The 15,205-nt window shown below is 65.6% G+C and carries 15 protein-coding genes and 1 riboswitch; of the genes, 9 read left to right on the forward strand and 6 right to left on the reverse strand.

All coding sequences use genetic code 11. From position 1 onward, the window contains the following. Positions 1-96 precede the first annotated feature (96 nt). A complete protein-coding gene (locus ACN9M2_RS17430) occupies positions 97-2,037 on the reverse strand; it encodes a response regulator (RefSeq protein WP_426285881.1) in 1,941 nt (646 codons plus the stop codon). Positions 2,038-2,180: 143 nt separating this feature from the next. Next, a riboswitch (cobalamin riboswitch) is annotated at positions 2,181-2,391 on the forward strand. A 156-nt stretch (positions 2,392-2,547) separates the two neighbouring features. Between ACN9M2_RS17430 and ACN9M2_RS17435 the strand changes: the two genes are divergently transcribed. The 7 genes from ACN9M2_RS17435 (at position 2,548) to ACN9M2_RS17465 (ending at position 9,778) form a co-directional block, all read left to right on the forward strand. Beyond that, entirely contained in the window at positions 2,548-5,064 is a 2,517-nt protein-coding gene (locus ACN9M2_RS17435; protein WP_426285882.1) for a ribonucleoside-diphosphate reductase subunit alpha, read from the forward strand. Positions 5,065-5,192: 128 nt separating this feature from the next. Further along, positions 5,193-6,221, forward strand: a complete 1,029-nt coding sequence (locus ACN9M2_RS17440) for a ribonucleotide-diphosphate reductase subunit beta (protein ID WP_426285883.1) — start codon at positions 5,193-5,195, stop codon at positions 6,219-6,221. A gap of 97 nt (positions 6,222-6,318) precedes the next feature. Beyond that, positions 6,319-6,711: an acyl-CoA thioesterase gene (locus ACN9M2_RS17445; protein ID WP_426285884.1), complete on the forward strand. Its 393-nt coding sequence runs from the start codon at positions 6,319-6,321 to the stop codon at positions 6,709-6,711. Positions 6,712-6,748: 37 nt separating this feature from the next. After that, positions 6,749-7,201, forward strand: coding sequence for a MerR family transcriptional regulator (locus tag ACN9M2_RS17450; protein ID WP_426285885.1), 453 nt, complete (start codon positions 6,749-6,751; stop codon positions 7,199-7,201). Continuing rightward, complete coding sequence (locus ACN9M2_RS17455) at positions 7,198-8,190, forward strand: aldo/keto reductase (protein WP_426285886.1); 993 nt, start codon at positions 7,198-7,200, stop codon at positions 8,188-8,190. The genes ACN9M2_RS17450 and ACN9M2_RS17455 overlap by 4 nt, the downstream gene beginning before the upstream one ends. 43 nt (positions 8,191-8,233) lie before the next feature. Further along, positions 8,234-9,061 (forward strand): NADPH-dependent 7-cyano-7-deazaguanine reductase QueF, encoded by an 828-nt coding sequence (queF, locus tag ACN9M2_RS17460; protein ID WP_426285887.1) that lies wholly within the window; start codon positions 8,234-8,236, stop codon positions 9,059-9,061. Between the two features lie 132 nt (positions 9,062-9,193). Beyond that, positions 9,194-9,778, forward strand: a complete 585-nt coding sequence (locus ACN9M2_RS17465; RefSeq protein WP_426285888.1) for a hypothetical protein — start codon at positions 9,194-9,196, stop codon at positions 9,776-9,778. A gap of 199 nt (positions 9,779-9,977) precedes the next feature. Here ACN9M2_RS17465 and ACN9M2_RS17470 read toward each other — a convergent pair whose 3' ends face one another. Continuing rightward, on the reverse strand, positions 9,978-10,754 hold the full coding sequence (locus ACN9M2_RS17470) for an isocitrate lyase/PEP mutase family protein (protein WP_426285889.1): 777 nt from the start codon (positions 10,752-10,754) through the stop codon (positions 9,978-9,980). A gap of 210 nt (positions 10,755-10,964) precedes the next feature. Between ACN9M2_RS17470 and ACN9M2_RS17475 the strand changes: the two genes are divergently transcribed. Next, positions 10,965-11,174, forward strand: coding sequence for a CsbD family protein (locus tag ACN9M2_RS17475; protein WP_426285890.1), 210 nt, complete (start codon positions 10,965-10,967; stop codon positions 11,172-11,174). 41 nt (positions 11,175-11,215) lie between these two features. After that, on the forward strand, positions 11,216-11,389 hold the full coding sequence (locus ACN9M2_RS17480) for a DUF1328 domain-containing protein (RefSeq protein ID WP_426285891.1): 174 nt from the start codon (positions 11,216-11,218) through the stop codon (positions 11,387-11,389). Between the two features lie 136 nt (positions 11,390-11,525). On the opposite strand, the gene ACN9M2_RS17485 is transcribed toward ACN9M2_RS17480, so the two are convergent. The 4 genes from ACN9M2_RS17485 to ACN9M2_RS17500 all read right to left on the reverse strand — a co-directional run bounded on the left by ACN9M2_RS17485 (position 11,526) and on the right by ACN9M2_RS17500 (position 15,000). Next, positions 11,526-12,221: a dienelactone hydrolase family protein gene (locus ACN9M2_RS17485; RefSeq protein WP_426285892.1), complete on the reverse strand. Its 696-nt coding sequence runs from the start codon at positions 12,219-12,221 to the stop codon at positions 11,526-11,528. A 121-nt stretch (positions 12,222-12,342) separates the two neighbouring features. Beyond that, positions 12,343-13,671 (reverse strand): sensor histidine kinase, encoded by a 1,329-nt coding sequence (locus tag ACN9M2_RS17490; RefSeq protein ID WP_426285894.1) that lies wholly within the window; start codon positions 13,669-13,671, stop codon positions 12,343-12,345. Next, positions 13,668-14,408, reverse strand: coding sequence for a response regulator (locus ACN9M2_RS17495; protein ID WP_426285895.1), 741 nt, complete (start codon positions 14,406-14,408; stop codon positions 13,668-13,670). The genes ACN9M2_RS17490 and ACN9M2_RS17495 overlap by 4 nt, the downstream gene beginning before the upstream one ends. Before the next feature lie 46 nt (positions 14,409-14,454). Next, positions 14,455-15,000, reverse strand: a complete 546-nt coding sequence (locus ACN9M2_RS17500) for a thioredoxin family protein (protein WP_426285896.1) — start codon at positions 14,998-15,000, stop codon at positions 14,455-14,457. Between the last annotated feature and the right edge of the window lie 205 nt (positions 15,001-15,205).

Raw genomic sequence — 15,205 nt, forward strand, 5'->3', positions numbered from 1 at the left:
CTCCCGCCGGCCAGGGGTCTCCCTGCCCTGGTGGGAGCCGACCCTGTCGGCGATGCTCTTGATCTATCTTGTGGGAGCCGACTTGTCGGCGATGCTCTAGCGGCCCGATATCCGCCCTATCGCATCCATCAGGTCGGCCACCCCATACGGCTTCACGATGATCCGCGTTTGCGAGTCGCACTCGACACCATTGGCCGTATGGTCGCCCGTGGCGTAGATCACCGGCAGGCCGGGCTGTGTCTCGCGTAACCGCTCGGCCAGGTCCACCCCGTTCATCCCAGGTAGCCCGACATCGGCGAGGAGGACGTCGATCGGCTCGACGGCATGCACGCGCAAGGCTTCGTTGCCATCGCCGGCCTCGAAAGCGATATGGCCCCGGCTTTCGAGCATCTCGCAAATGGACATCCGTATCAGGGCATCATCCTCGACCACCAGTACGCGCAGCGAGGCCGATGGCGCGGGTGCCGCCCCCGGCACCGCCACCGGCGCCGGCGCGATCTCGGCCGCCGGGCGGGGTACCCGCGCGGCCAGCACATGGCGTACGCGCCGGGCCAGCTGCTCCTTCGTGTACGGCTTGCTCAACAATTCCACGCCTTCATCGAGCCGGCCGCCATGCACGATGGCGTTCTCGGTATAGCCCGAGGTGAAAAGCACGGCGATGCCAGGCTGCCGTTCCATCGCCTTGCGCGCCAGTTCCGGGCTGCGCAGCGGACCGGGCATCACCACGTCGGTGAAGAGCAGGTCGATCGCGATGCCGCTTTCCACGATCGACAGCGCACTCTCCGCGTCGCGCGCCTTCAACACGCGATAGCCGAGATCGCCGAGCATGCCGACCACCGTCTCGCGCACCGCGTCGTCGTCCTCCACCACAAGGATCGTCTCGTCGCCGCCACGCACGACTTCCTCGTCGAGATCGACCAGGCGGTCCTCGCTCTGCACGCAACGTGGCAGGTAGATCTTCACGGTCGTGCCCTCGCCAGACTCGCTGTAGATCTTCACGTGCCCGCCGGATTGCTTGACGAAGCCGTAGACCATCGACAGCCCGAGGCCGGTCCCGCGGCCCTCGGGCTTGGTGGTGAAGAAGGGTTCGAACACCTGATCGATGATTTCCGGGGGAATCCCTCCGCCGGTATCGGTCACGGCGATCATCACGTACTGGCCGGGACGCAGGTCGCCATGTGCCGCGGCATAGGCGCTGTCCAGCAGCGCGTTGCCGGCCTCGATAGTGAGCCTGCCGCGCCCGTCCATCGCATCGCGGGCATTGAGCGCCAGGTTGAGCAGCGCGTTTTCCACGTTGCCCGGGTCGACCAGCGTGTTCCACAGGCCACCGGCGACGACGGTTTCGATCTCGATCGCCTCGCCCAGCGCGCGACGCAGGAGTTCGTCCATGTCGCGGATGAAGCGCCCGACATTCACGACCTTCGGTGCGAGCGGCTGGCGCCGGCCGAAGGCGAGCAGCTGCGCGGCCAGCTTGCTGCCGCGGGTCACACCGGCCATCGCGTTGGACAGACGCCGTTCGGCGCGTGCATTGCCGGTCACATCGGACGCGAGAAGCTGCAGGTTCCCGCTGATCACCTGCAGGAGATTGTTGAAGTCGTGGGCGACGCCGCCGGTCAGCTTGCCGATCGCGTCCATTTTCTGCGCCTGGCGCAGCTGGTCCTGGGTCAGGTCGAGCGCGAATCCCGGGCCGCCCCCGGCACTGCGCCAGCCCTGGTCTTCCTCGGCGGCCGGCTGCATCGACACGATGGCCGTGCCATCCCACCGTTCCATGCATACGCGCCAGGGCGAGCCGTCGACGGAGCCGAGTTCGGCGGTACGCATGCCGCCCGCAGCCAGGTTCGGCAATTCCGCCTGGAACCAGGTCCTGCCTGCCGCGTTCCAGATGGCCAGGAATTCGCCTTCGGGCAGGCGGGCCCTGGCCCAGGCATTGGCGTACAGGAGTTCACCCGTGGGAGAAAGGGCGGCGAGGCCGTAAGGCACGGCGTCGAACGCCCGGGCAATCAGTTCATTGTCCTGCAATGCGAATGGTGAGGGCATCGAGCCTGAGTGATCCGGGATGGGGAGCGGAGTTTATCGTCGCGGGTTCATGCACTTTGTGTAGAAGGGCTTTACATATCTTGAACGAATGCGGAGCTACGTGGCTTACACCACATCTTGTGTTGACCAGCCATGGGATCGCCTATATCGTGTGTCCCGTTGGTGTCCGGAGAGGCGCGACTGCCCGTCGGACTTAATAGGGAATCCGGTGCGAATCCGGAACTGCCCCGCAGCGGTAAGTGGAAACGACCCCGTTCTATGCACTGGTCCTCGGCGACTGGGAAGCGACGGGTAGGCCGGGCCTCCAAGCCCTCGTCCACGAGTCCGAAGACCTGCCAACAGTCGGTGCCTGATCGGTACCGATTGTGGTGACGGCTTCCGCGGGGAAGCACGTCGCGGACCGGAGCCGCCTCGGGCGGGCTCCGTCCCGGCCTTTCCCGCGTTGCCTGGCCACTTCGAGCCCCGTCCGAGGGAACGGGAGTTTGAACCAGGCCCTGGGGCACGCCACACATGACCACGATGGATTCCGCAGCGCGCGAGCGCACCGAGACGGCCGACCCGGCCGCCACTCCTTCTCCGACCGTCGGCAAGGCGCCCGCCGCCGGCTACCGCAACGACGCGCCACCCGCCTTCGCCCTCACCCCGCCGCACAACCCCGGCCAGATGCGCGTCACCAAGCGCAACGGTGGCCAGGAAGTCGTCGACGTGAACAAGATCGTGCGCGCGGTGACCCGCAGCGCCGACGGCCTGTACGCGGTCGATCCGATGCGCGTGGCGCTGAAGACGATCGGCGGCCTCTACGACGGCGCCACCACCCAGGAACTCGACCAGCTGTCGATCCGCACCGCCGCGGCGCTCACCGCCGAGGAACCGGAATACGGCCAGCTGGCGGCGCGCCTGCTCGCCGCCTTCGTCGACAAGGAGGTGTCCGGCCAGGACATCCAGTCGTTCTCGCAGTCGATCTCCACCGGTTTCGAACTGGGTATCCTCAATGAGCGCTTGCGCGATTTCGTGCAGGTGAACGCGCGCAAGCTCAACGACGCGATCGATACCACGGCCTCGCGCCGCTTCGAATACTTCGGCCTGCGCACGGTCTATGACCGCTACCTGCTGCGCCATCCGACCAAACGTTTCGTCATCGAGACGCCGCAGTACTTCTTCATGCGGATCGCCTGCGCGCTCGGCGGCAACGACGTGGCCGAGACGCTGGAGCTGTACCGCATGCTCTCGTCGCTGGAATACCTGGCAAGTTCGCCCACACTGTTCAATGCCGGCACGGCCCACGAACAGCTGTCCTCGTGTTTCCTGCTGGACTCGCCGCAGGACGCGTTGGAATCCATCTACGCCAAGTACGGCGACGTGGCCCAGCTGTCGAAGTTCGCCGGCGGCATCGGCCTCGCCTATTCGCGCATCCGCTCGCGCGGCTCGCTGATCAAGGGCACCAACGGCCATTCCAACGGCCTGGTGCCGTGGCTGAAGACGCTCGACGCTTCCGTGGCCGCCGTGAACCAGGGCGGCAAGCGCAAGGGCGCCGCCTGCGTATACCTGGAATCGTGGCACGCCGACATCGAGGAATTCCTCGAACTGCGCGAGAACACCGGCGACGACGCCCGCCGCACGCACAACCTCAACCTCGCCAACTGGGTGCCTGACCTCTTCATGCGCCGCGTGGAGTCGGATGGCGACTGGTCGCTGTTCGATCCGAAGATCGTGCCGCATTTCGTCGATACGTGGGGCGCCACCTTCGACGCGGCCTATGAGAGAGCCGAAGCCGACGGCCTGGCGGTGAAGACGATCAAGGCACGCGAACTCTACGCGCGCATGCTGCGCTCGCTGGCGCAGACCGGCAACGGCTGGATGACCTTCAAGGATCGTTCGAACGCGACCAGCAACCAGACCGCGCGTCCCGAGAACGTCATCCACCTGTCGAACCTCTGCACCGAGATCCTTGAAGTGACCTCGGAAGGCGAGACGGCGGTGTGCAACCTCGGCTCGATCAACCTCGCCCGCCACGTGGTCGACGGCCAGTTCGACTACGAGAAGCTGTCGACCACCGTGCGCACGGCCGTGCGCCAGCTGAACCGCGTCATCGACCTCAACTTCTATCCGATCGCCTCGGCGAAGACGGCTAACGTGAAGTGGCGCCCGGTCGGCCTGGGCGTGATGGGCCTGCAGGATGTCTTCTTCAAGCTGCGCCTGCCGTTCGATTCCGACGAGGCCCGTGCGCTGTCCACGCGCATCGCGGAGGAGATCTATTTCCACGCGTTGTCGATGTCCAACGAGATCGCCGAACGCGACGGCCCGCATCCGGGGTTCGAGGAAAGCCGCGCGGCCAACGGGGAGCTGCAATTCGACTATTGGCCGGCCGCCACGCCGACCGGCAAGGACGGCCGCTGGGCGGAACTGCGCGAGAAGATCAAGGCCAAGGGCCTGCGCAACTCGCTGCTGATCGCCATCGCCCCCACCGCGACGATCGCCTCGATCGCCGGCTGCTACGAGTGCATCGAACCGCAAGTGTCCAACCTGTTCAAACGCGAGACGTTGTCGGGCGACTTCCTGGTGGTGAACCGCTACCTCGTCGACGAATTGAAGACGCTGGGCCTGTGGACCGCCGAGATCCGCGACCAGATCAAGCTGGCGGAAGGTTCGGTGCAGGGTATCGCGGCTATCCCGGCGGAACTGCGCGCGGTGTATCGCACCACCTGGGAACTGCCGCAGAAGGCCTTGATCGATCTCGCCGCCGCCCGCGGTGCCTACATCGACCAGAGCCAGTCGCTGAACCTGTTCATGGAAAACCCGAACATCGGGCAGCTTTCCTCGATGTACATGTACGCGTGGAAGTCGGGCATCAAGACGACGTATTACCTGCGCTCGCGTCCGGCCACGCGCATCGCGAAGACCACGGTCAGTTCGTCGGCGGCTTCCCTGCCGACACCTGCCGCGCCCACCGCCGATGCGCAGGAACAAGCCGAGGCCGCGGTGTTCTGCTCGCTGGAGAACCCCGAGTACTGCGAAGCCTGCCAGTAACAAAGCGATACCACTGTGGGAGCCGGCCATTGCCGGCGATCCCGCGGTAGCGGGCCAGACCGAGGCACGCACCCATCGCCGCTGAAGCGACTCCCACAGAAGCTGTTCACATTTCCCCGAGGTACCCGATGTCCGCTTCACCGATCACCCGCGATACCCACATCCTCGATCCCGGTTTCGAACTGACACTGCGGCCGATGAAGTATCCGCAGTTCTACGAGATGTATCGGGCCGCCATCCGCAATACGTGGACGGTGGAGGAAGTGGATTTCTCGCTCGACGTGACCGACCTCAAGGCGAAGATGTCCGACGCGGATCGCCACCTGATCCATCGCCTCGTCGCCTTCTTCGCCACCGGCGACACGATCGTGTCGAACAACCTCGTGCTGAACCTCTACCAGCACGTGAACTCGCCCGAGGCGCGCATGTTCCTCTCGCGCCAGCTGTACGAGGAAGCGCTGCACGTGCAGTTCTACCTCACGCTGCTGGATACCTATATCCCCGAGCCGTTGGAACGGAACAAGGCGTTCGCCGCGATCGAGAGCATTCCCTCGATCCGGCAGAAGGGTGAGTTCTGCTTCAAGTGGATCGACTCCATCCAGGACCTCAACCGCCTGGAGACGCGCGAGCACCGCCGCCAGTTCCTGCTCAACCTGATCTGCTTCGCCGCCTGCATCGAAGGCCTGTTCTTCTTCGCCGCCTTCGCTTACGTGTATTACCTGCGTTCCCGCGGCCTGCTGCATGGATTGGCCTCGGGCACCAATTGGGTGTTCCGCGACGAATCCGGGCACATGGCGTTCGCCTTCGAAGTCGTGCGCACCGTGCGCGAGCAGGAGCCCGACCTGTTCGACGACGACATGCGCCAGCAGGTGGAAGCCATGCTGGAAGACGCCATCGCCTGCGAGACGCAATTCGCGGCGGACGTGCTCTCCGGTGGCGTGGCCGGCCTCTCGGTGAACGACATGCGCCAGTACCTGGAGTACTGCGCGGACCAGCGCCTGGTGCAGCTCGACATGCCGAAGAAGTACGGCGCGAAGAACCCGTTCGACTTCATGGACCTGCAGGATGTGCAGGAACTGACGAACTTCTTCGAGCGGCGCGTCTCGTCGTACCAGGTGGGCGTGCAGGGCGAGGTGGCGTTCGACCAGTCGTTCTAGGGGCATCGATCGCTCTGGAAGCATCGCCGACAGGGTCGGCGATGCTCTCCTTCCTGTCCGCGATAGCATGGTCTCCCCTCCTCAAGACACCGCCCTCATGCCCCCCATCGACCGTCCCACCGAGGCCCGCGTCCTCGAGATCGTCTTCCCCGACCATACCAACCACCTCGGCACGCTCTTCGGCGGACAGGCGTTGGCATGGATGGACAAGGCCGCCTTCCTCGCCGCCTCGCGCTATTCGCGGCAGATCGTGGTCACCGCGCGCTCGGAGCAGGTCGATTTCCACGTGCCCGTGCGCAAGGGCCAGATGGTGGAACTCATCGCCACGGTCGTATCGGTGGGCCGCACCTCGATGAAGATCGACGTGGCGATGTACACCGAGGACCTCATCTCCGGCGCGCGTGAACTGTGCACTCGCGGCACCTTCACCATGATCGCCCTGGATAGCGACCATAAGCCGACTCCCGTGCAGCCGTTGCCGTCGCCCTAGTTGACTTAGAGCGCACTCGAAGGCGTACGCTCGTCGAATGCCCCATTCGATGACCATCGCCGAGGCCGCCCTCGCCACCGGCCTGACCACCCATACGCTGCGCTATTACGAGCAGATCGGCCTGATCGACCCGGTGCCACGACGCGGCGGCCAGCGTGTCTACGGCGAAGCGGAGATGCGCCTCATCGACTTCGTGCTGCGCCTGCGCGGCACCGGCATGTCGATGCGCGACATCCAGGAATACGTCCGTTTACGCCGCCTGGGTGAAACCCCCGAGAGCATCCGCCTGCGCGGCGACCTGCTCGCCCGGCACGCCGCCTACCTGCGCGGCCAGTTGACCGAGCTGACCGAGACGATCGTGCGGCTGGACGAGAAGATCGCCTTGTATCGCTCGATCTACCCCGATGAACCCATCCCCCTCCCCGCCGAGCCGCCCGTGACACCGGCGGCGCCGGCGAACGCCCCCTCGAAACGAAGGAGACACGCATGATCACCCGCAAACTAGGCGCGCACGGCCCCGAGGTATCGATCCTCGGCCTCGGCTGCATGGGCATGAGCGAGTTCTACGGCGCCGGCGACGAGAAGGAATCGGTCGCCACGCTGGAACGCGCGCTGGAACTGGGCATCACCTTCTGGGATACCTCCGACGCGTACGGCCCGCATACCAATGAGGAGCTGATCGGCCGCACGCTCGCCGGCCGTCGCGACAAGGTGTTCCTGGCTACCAAGTTCGGCATCGTCCGCGATCCGAACGACCCGATGAAGCGCGGCATCAGCGGCCGTCCGGAATACGTGCGCCAGTCGGTCGAGGGCAGCCTTCGCCGCTTGAAGACCGACTACATCGACCTCTACTACCAGCACCGCGTGGACCGAACGGTGCCGATCGAGGAGACCGTCGGCGCGATGGCCGACCTCGTGAAGGAAGGCAAGGTGCGTCATCTCGGCCTGTCCGAGGCTTCGGCCGAGTCGATCCGCAAGGCGGCAAAGGTGCACCCCATCACCGCCCTGCAAAGCGAATACTCGCTGTGGACGCGCGACCCGGAAACCACCGGCACGCTCGCCGCCTGCCGCGAGAACGGCATCGCCCTGGTGGCCTATAGCCCGCTCGGCCGCGGTTTCCTCACCGGCGCGATCACCCGGCCAGAGGACTTCTCCGAGGACGACTATCGCCGCGTCAATCCCCGCTTCACCGGCGAGAACTTCGCAAAGAACCTGGCCATCGTCGAGAAGGTGAAGAAGTTCGCCGCCGACAAGGGCTGCACCCCCGGCCAGCTCGCCCTCGCCTGGGTCATCGCCAAGGGCGACGACATCGTGCCGATCCCGGGTACCAAACGGGTGAAGTACCTGGAGGAAAACGCCGGCGCGGTGAAGGTGAAACTCAGCCCGGCCGAGGTCACCGAGATCGACGCGGTGTTCCCGCCGGACTCGGCCGTAGGCGACCGTTACGCCTCCAATATGATGGGCTCCATCAACGCCTAAGTGCTTGGCTTATAATGGCGGTTTGTTCCAGCAGCAAACCGCCATGTCGTCCCCCGATCACTCCCCGCTGGGCAAGGCCACCGTCTACGCGGACCGCTACGACGCCAGCCTGCTCTTCCCGATACCGCGCCAGGGCAAGCGTGACGAGATCGGCGTATCCGCCGACGCCCTCCCTTTCCACGGCGTCGATGTCTGGAACGGCTATGAACTGTCCTGGCTGGATGCACGCGGCAAGCCGGTCGTGGCCGTGGCGGAATTCCGCTTTCCGGCCACCACGCCGAACATCGTCGAATCGAAGTCGTTCAAGCTCTACCTGAACAGCTTCGCCCAGGAACCCATGGCCGATGACGCGCAGGTGCGCGCCACGCTGGTCCGCGACCTGTCGGCCGCGTCCGGCGGCCCCGTGGAGGTGGCGTTACATGCGCCGAACGACCTGGATGGCGCCCTGCTGGGCGAGCCGGAAGGCATCCTGCTGGACACGCAAGAGCTGGATTTCGACAGCTACGGTCCGCCGCGCCCGGACTTCCTCGCCGTGCACGAGGGCGACGCGCGCGAAGTGCTGGTGTCGCACCTGCTGCGCTCGAACTGCCCGGTGACCGGGCAACCCGACTGGGGCAGCGTGCAGATCGCCTATACGGGCTCGCCGATCGATCGACCGGGCCTGCTGCGCTACCTGGTTTCCTTCCGCAGCCACACGGAATTCCACGAGCAGTGCGTGGAGCGCATCTTCATGGATCTCCGTGCCCGCTGCGCGCCGCGCGAGCTCTCGGTCTATGCGCGCTACACCCGGCGCGGCGGCCTGGATATCAACCCGTTCCGCAGCACCGACCCGGCCGCCGTGCCCTCGAACCCGCGCGGTGCGCGCCAATGATGAATGGCCTATTCATGCGTTCTTCATTGGTCTTGCCTTTAGTTGTGTAGCCTGTACCCTGCGGCGGCCAAGGGGATCCACCCTGACGCCCCTTTCGTTTCGAACCTGACAAGCCACTCCCGGAATCCAGACATGAAGCTTTCCTTCCGCTCGTCCGCCCTCTGCACGGCCACCGTCGCCGGCCTGCTGGTCCTCACCGCCTGCGGCAAGAAGGAAGAGCAGCAGAACACCGCCCCGGCCGCCGCCTCGACGGCGCCGGCCGCCACCTCCACCGCTCCGGCCCCCGCCGCGCCGGCCCCCGCGACCACCGCCGCTGCCGCGCCCGCCGCCCAGCCGGCTGCCGCCCCGGCCGCTCCCGCCGCCGCCACCGAGTCGCTGAAGGTCGGTTCGGTGACCCTGGGCAACGCCGTGGGCGCGGACAAGAAGGTCGCCAAGGCGAAGACCGCCTTCGCCCCGACCGACAAGACCATCTACGCCTCCGTCGCCACCGAGGGCACCACCGCCGGCGCCACGCTGAACGCGAAGTGGACCTACCAGGACGGCGACACCACCACGACCGTCAGCGACATCAGCCAGTCGATCAGCACCGACGGCCCGGCTGTCACCACGTTCAAGATCCAGAATCCGAACGAGTGGCCGGAAGGCAAGTACAAGGTCACCGTCTCGCTCAACGGCCAGGCCGTGGGCAACGAGGCGTTCGAGGTCAAGAAGAAGTAAGCCTTTCCAGACCTTGTGAACAAGAAAGGGCGCGACCACGGTCGCGCCCTTTCTTGTTTCTGGTGGGAGCCGACCTTGTCGGCGATCCCGCGGCAGCGGGCCAGGTCGCGGCAAGCACCCATCGCCGACAGAGTCGGCTCCCACAAAAGCCGCTCCCACAGAAAGGCCCTCTGCAGAACCGCCCCCTTCAGCGGCGAACCTACCCAGCCAGCAGCCCGTTCAACGTCCCGTAGCCGACGTCCTTCGGTTCGGTTCCCAGGAACTCCGCCGCCATCCGCCCGGCCGTCGCATACGCCTCCAGCGACAGCGCGATGCCCGCGCTGAGCCTCCGCGCACCGGCGGCGAACAGCTCCTCCCGCGACGGCAAGCCCGGCACCAGCATCACGTTCAACGGCATCGGCCGGAGCGCCGCCGCCACGCGCTGGATTTCATCCCTCGCCGCGATACCCGGTACGAACATGCCGTCGGCACCCGCCTCCCGATAGAGGTTCGCACGCCGAAGCGTTTCCTCGACGGCGGCATCGCCCGATGCCATGCCGCGCAGGTACACATCCGTGCGCGCGTTGATGAAGAGGTCGCGCCCACCCAGACGGGCACGGATCGCACGGAGCTTGTCGGCCAGCAACGCGGGTGCCTTGGTGCCATCCTCGATATTGATCCCCGCCACGCCAGCGTCGACCAGTGACGAGACGAAGTCCGCCACCTGCGCGGGATCGTCGGAACACCCTTCCTCGATGTCCACGGTCAGCGGAACGGTTACGACCCTCGCTATGCGGCGGACGGCGGCGAGCATCTCCGCCACGGGCAAGCGGTCGCCATCGGGCCAACCGCAAGACCACGCGACACCGGCGCTGGTGGTGGCGACGGCGGGTGCCCCGGCATGCTGGACGATGGCCGCGCTGGCACCATCCCAGGCATTGGCGAGTACCAGCAAGGAGGTGCCGGCGTGCAGGTCACGGAATAGCTGGGCATTCATGTGTCGAAGGGTCCGTGCGGAGAAAGTCACGACACGATCCGCCACCGCGACCTCGATCGCAACGCCTTTTTACCGTGTACGGCGCGCCAAGGCCCGGTGAGCCGCCGCCTCACCCTCTACAGACACCGGCTTCAACAGCGCGATGCTCGAATGGCGGCGTCCTGGCACGGCGACGGCCGCCGCGCGGGCATGACCGATCGAGGAACCGCCATGAACGAAGACACCCTCAAGGGCAAGTGGAAGCAGTTGAGCGGCAAGATGAAGGAACAGTGGGGCAAGCTGACCGATGACGACCTGACGGTTGCCGAAGGCAATAGCGAGTACCTCGCGGGCAAGGTCCAGGAACGCTATGGCGTGGCGAAGGACGAAGCGGAGCGGCAGGTAAAGGATTTCCGCGACCGCATCGATCGCCAGTACTGAGTCCTTCTTTTTTCTTCCCAACTCGCCAGAGGAGACAAGCCATGCTTCATTGGGCCGTCATTTTCTTCGTCATCGCGCTGATCGCCGCCATCTTCGGATTCACCGGCATCGCCGCGGGCGCCGCCAGCATCGCGAAGATCCTGTTCGTGGTCTTCCTGATTCTGTTCATCCTTTCCTTGCTGTTCGGAGGCCTGCGTCGCGGCCCGAGGGTATAGCGAGGGCAACATCCGCAGGACAAAAAAAGACGCCCCGGCCTGGATCGGGGCGTCTTTTTTATCCTGCGACTCAAGGCATGGATGGGTGGGAGCCGACCCTTTGGTGGTGGCCTACCGTGCGGGGTTTACCCAACGATCAGGTCAGGTGCTGCTTCAGGAAGGCGCGGGTGCGGGCATTCGCCTTCTCCGCATCCGCCGCGTCGTAATGGTCGCCCTGTGGACGGGCGAAGGCGTGGTTTCTTCCGTCGTAGACGTGGATCTCCACGTTGGGGCGGGAAGCCAGCACTTGCTTGATCTTCGCCTGTGCTTCCCTGGTCATGAATTCATCGTCGCCGGCGAGGTGCATCAGCAATGGCGTCGTCATGTTCGCGCCGCGCTCGACGAACTCCTCCGTGCGGCCGCCGTAGTACTCCACGGCCGCATCGGCCTTGCCGCGCACGGCGGTGAGGAACGACAACAGGCCGCCGAGGCAGAAACCCATCACGCCCGCCTTGCCCGTCGATTCCGGCAGCGCATGCGCGGCTGCGATCGTCGCCTCGATGTCTTCCTCGGCCTTGGTGAGGTCGAGCTTCATGTAGTACCCCACCGCCGTCTTCCAGTCGGCCTCGCTGTGTTCGGACAGGAGGATGCCGGGTTCGAAGCGCCAGAACAGGTCGGGTGCCACGGCGATGAAACCGTCGCGTGCCAGGCCGTCGGCGATCGCACGGATGCCCTCCGTGATACCGAAGATTTCCTGGACCACGACGACGACCGGCGCGGGCGTGGTGGCGGGCATGGCGACGTAGGCGTCGAACGAGCCATCCGGCGTTTTCACAGTGAGGGTGCGGGACACGATGGGACTCCGTCAGGGCTGCAGGGCGCGAACGGCGCGCCAGTAACGAGGCACGTTAACAGGCGACGCCCAACGAGGTCTTAGACAGAAGTGACCTCATGGGCCATCGCGCCATCCGCGGTTATCGCGCGCCAGGCAGCACCACCGTCGCGACCAGGCCGCCCCCTTCGCGATTGGCGAGGGTCAGGTTGCCGCCGATGGATCGCATGAGTTGGGTAGCGATGGCCAGGCCCAGGCCCGCGCCACCGGTATCCCGGTTGCGCGAGGCTTCCAGACGATAGAAAGGTTGCAGCACCTCGTCGAGTTCGTCTTCCGGAATGCCCGGCCCCCGATCCGATACGGTGATGTGGAGACCATCGCGAACATCCCGCGACACGCCGACCTCGGCCGAACCACCGTACTTGATCGCATTGTCGACGAGGTTACCGAGGACACGGCGCAAAGCCCTCGGCCGCGCCAGGCAAACACCGTGGATATCGCCAACCAGCGTTACCGGCTGGCCCGAGTCCTGATAGTCGAAGACGAGGCTTTCGAGAAAGGCTGCGGGATCGATGCGCACGGGGGCCTCTTCACCACCGTGCGCACTACGTGCATAGGCCACGCCTTCACGCACGAGATGCTCCATCTCACGCAGGTCGTCGAGGATCCTGTCCCGGGCGGCGCTGTCGCCGAGGGACTCGGCGCGCAGGCGCATCCGCGTGATCGGGGTCTGCAAGTCGTGGGAGATGGAAGCGAGGATATGCAGGCGCTCCTTCAGGTAGCGCGCGATCCTCTCCTGCATGGCGTTGAACGCCACCGCGGCATGCGCGACCTCGGTCGGACCGTCCTCGGCGAGGCGTGGGTTGTCGACAGCCGGTGTCAGTCCCTCGGCCGCGCGTGCCAACCGTGCCAGCGGTCGCGTCGCCTGGCGCACCGCGATCCATGCGCAAGCCAGCAGCACCACCACCTGCACGATGAGCACGAAGGGCAACCAGTCCGCCACGGGCACGCCGCGCGGAGTGACCTCAAGCGTCAAGGGCGAACCATCGTGCAGGGTGAGGTGCACCTGGTAACGTTCCGGCGAGACGGACGTGGTCGCGCTATGGACCCGGAAGGCAGGACCGACCTCCTTCGCGATCAGGCCGGTCACGTCGCGTGAGCGGGCCGAGACCAAGGGCCTGCCTCGGTCACCCGGACCGAGGATGAAACGGTAGTTGTCCCTTTGCAGCCGCGGCAGCCACTGCGGACGTTCCGTCGCGGGCAGGCGATCGAGCACGGCCACCGACGTACCGACATCGTGTTCGAGCGTGTTCAACATCACCGTCGTGGCGCTCTGGTAACGCTCATAGAACATCGATCCGAACGACAGGCCTTGCGCGAGCAACAGGCCGGTGAAGATGATGATGTAGATCCGGGAGGCCATGCTTCGCGGCCACCAGCGCGGCGTGCGGGAGGCCCCGATGGTGTTCATGACGCGTCTCCATGCACGGTCACCGGCATGCAGAACACATAGCCTTCGCTGCGCACGGTCTTGATATAAGCCTGCTCCTTCGCATCGTCCTTCAGGCGCTGTCGAAGGCGGCTGACCATGAGGTCGATCGAGCGGTCGAACAACTCCGCGTCACGGCCCTGCGTGAGGTTCAACAGTTGGTCGCGGGAGAGGACACGTTGCGGATGGTCGAGCAGCACGCGCAGCAGGCGGAACTCCGCGCCGCTCAACGAGACCACGGTGCCGTCGTCGTCCAGCAGGTGGCGCGCCGTGGTATCGAGGCGCCAGCGGCCGAACGAGATCGTCTCGCTGGATTCGGTGATGCGAAGGTTCGGCGGCAACATCCTCGTGCGCCGGATCACCGCCTTGATACGCGCCAGCAATTCACGTGGCGAGAACGGCTTCACCACATAGTCGTCGGCGCCCATTTCAAGGCCGATGATGCGGTCGGTCTCATCGTCGCGGGCCGTGAGCAACAGGATCGGCACCGCCCGGTGCTTGCCGCTGCGCAGGTTGCGGCAGAGCACGAGGCCGTCGTCGCCCGGCATCATGATGTCGAGCACGATCAGGTCGAAGGCCGAGGTGTCCAGCTGCGCCATCATCTCGCGGCCGTCCGCGGCGGCGGTGGCACGCAAGCCGTTCTTTCGCAGGTAGTCGACGACACCCGTGCGGATGCCGTGGTCGTCGTCGACGACGAGGATATGGTCGATATGTTCCATGCGCGAAGCTCTCTCGATGACGGTGTGGTGCGCTAGGTCGGTGACATCATGCCTTGTCCAGGAGCTGGCGGACGCGGGCTTCGGTTTCTTCGTAGTTTCCCTCGCCGAAATGGCTGTAGACCACCCGGCCATCGCGGTCGATCAGGTACAGCGCCGGCCAGAAGCGATTCCCGTAGGCGTTCCATGTCTGGTAGCCGTTATCCATGGCGACCGGCCAGGTGATGCCATAGCGCGCAATCGCTGCCTTGACGTTGGCGGGATCGCGCTCCTCGTCGTACTCCGGTGTATGTACACCGACTACCACGAGCCCGTCCTTGGCGTATTTGTCGTAAAGCGCCTTGGTGTGCGGCAACACATGCAGGCAGTTGATGCACTCGTGCGTCCAGAACTCCACCAGCACCACCTTGCCGTGCAGGCCGGCGATGGTTAGTGGTTGTGAATTGAACCAGTGGTCGATACCGGCGAAATCCGGGGCCGGAGCCTTGGCGGTGGAATCCTGGGCGAGCGCGGTGGAGGACCCGTTACCCGGCCAGGCTGCGACGAGGGCGGCACCGATGGCCAGGGTGGCGAGGGCAAGGCGGATGGGGCGCATGGGGGATACCTCGTGGTGGCGACAGAAGCCCGGTAGAGGGACCGGGCATGGTCTTATTGGACGCCCGCCGTTTATCCCGTACGTGTCCCCCACTCCGCCTTTTTGTATCGGCATGTACAAGCCGCGGACGGGCCGCCCAAGACCGCCGCGCACGCGCTTTGTGTCCGAATGTGTCGAGCCGTCGCCGCGACACGGTTCGATGCAC

It is taken from the genome of Luteibacter sp. E-22, from assembly GCF_049913125.1.
Taxonomy (GTDB): domain Bacteria; phylum Pseudomonadota; class Gammaproteobacteria; order Xanthomonadales; family Rhodanobacteraceae; genus Luteibacter.

Excerpts from the sequence above, each read along its gene's own strand:
- ACN9M2_RS17430 (WP_426285881.1), bottom strand. The coding sequence starts at position 2,037 with ATGCCCTCACCATTCGCATTGCAGGACAATGAACTGATTGCCCGGGCG.
- ACN9M2_RS17435 (WP_426285882.1), top strand. The coding sequence starts at position 2,548 with ATGACCACGATGGATTCCGCAGCGCGCGAGCGCACCGAGACGGCCGAC.
- ACN9M2_RS17440 (WP_426285883.1), top strand. The coding sequence starts at position 5,193 with ATGTCCGCTTCACCGATCACCCGCGATACCCACATCCTCGATCCCGGT.
- ACN9M2_RS17445 (WP_426285884.1), top strand. The coding sequence starts at position 6,319 with ATGCCCCCCATCGACCGTCCCACCGAGGCCCGCGTCCTCGAGATCGTC.
- ACN9M2_RS17450 (WP_426285885.1), top strand. The coding sequence starts at position 6,749 with ATGCCCCATTCGATGACCATCGCCGAGGCCGCCCTCGCCACCGGCCTG.
- ACN9M2_RS17455 (WP_426285886.1), top strand. The coding sequence starts at position 7,198 with ATGATCACCCGCAAACTAGGCGCGCACGGCCCCGAGGTATCGATCCTC.
- queF (WP_426285887.1), top strand. The coding sequence starts at position 8,234 with ATGTCGTCCCCCGATCACTCCCCGCTGGGCAAGGCCACCGTCTACGCG.
- ACN9M2_RS17465 (WP_426285888.1), top strand. The coding sequence starts at position 9,194 with ATGAAGCTTTCCTTCCGCTCGTCCGCCCTCTGCACGGCCACCGTCGCC.
- ACN9M2_RS17470 (WP_426285889.1), bottom strand. The coding sequence starts at position 10,754 with ATGAATGCCCAGCTATTCCGTGACCTGCACGCCGGCACCTCCTTGCTG.
- ACN9M2_RS17475 (WP_426285890.1), top strand. The coding sequence starts at position 10,965 with ATGAACGAAGACACCCTCAAGGGCAAGTGGAAGCAGTTGAGCGGCAAG.
- ACN9M2_RS17480 (WP_426285891.1), top strand. The coding sequence starts at position 11,216 with ATGCTTCATTGGGCCGTCATTTTCTTCGTCATCGCGCTGATCGCCGCC.
- ACN9M2_RS17490 (WP_426285894.1), bottom strand. The coding sequence starts at position 13,671 with ATGAACACCATCGGGGCCTCCCGCACGCCGCGCTGGTGGCCGCGAAGC.
- ACN9M2_RS17495 (WP_426285895.1), bottom strand. The coding sequence starts at position 14,408 with ATGGAACATATCGACCATATCCTCGTCGTCGACGACGACCACGGCATC.
- ACN9M2_RS17500 (WP_426285896.1), bottom strand. The coding sequence starts at position 15,000 with ATGCGCCCCATCCGCCTTGCCCTCGCCACCCTGGCCATCGGTGCCGCC.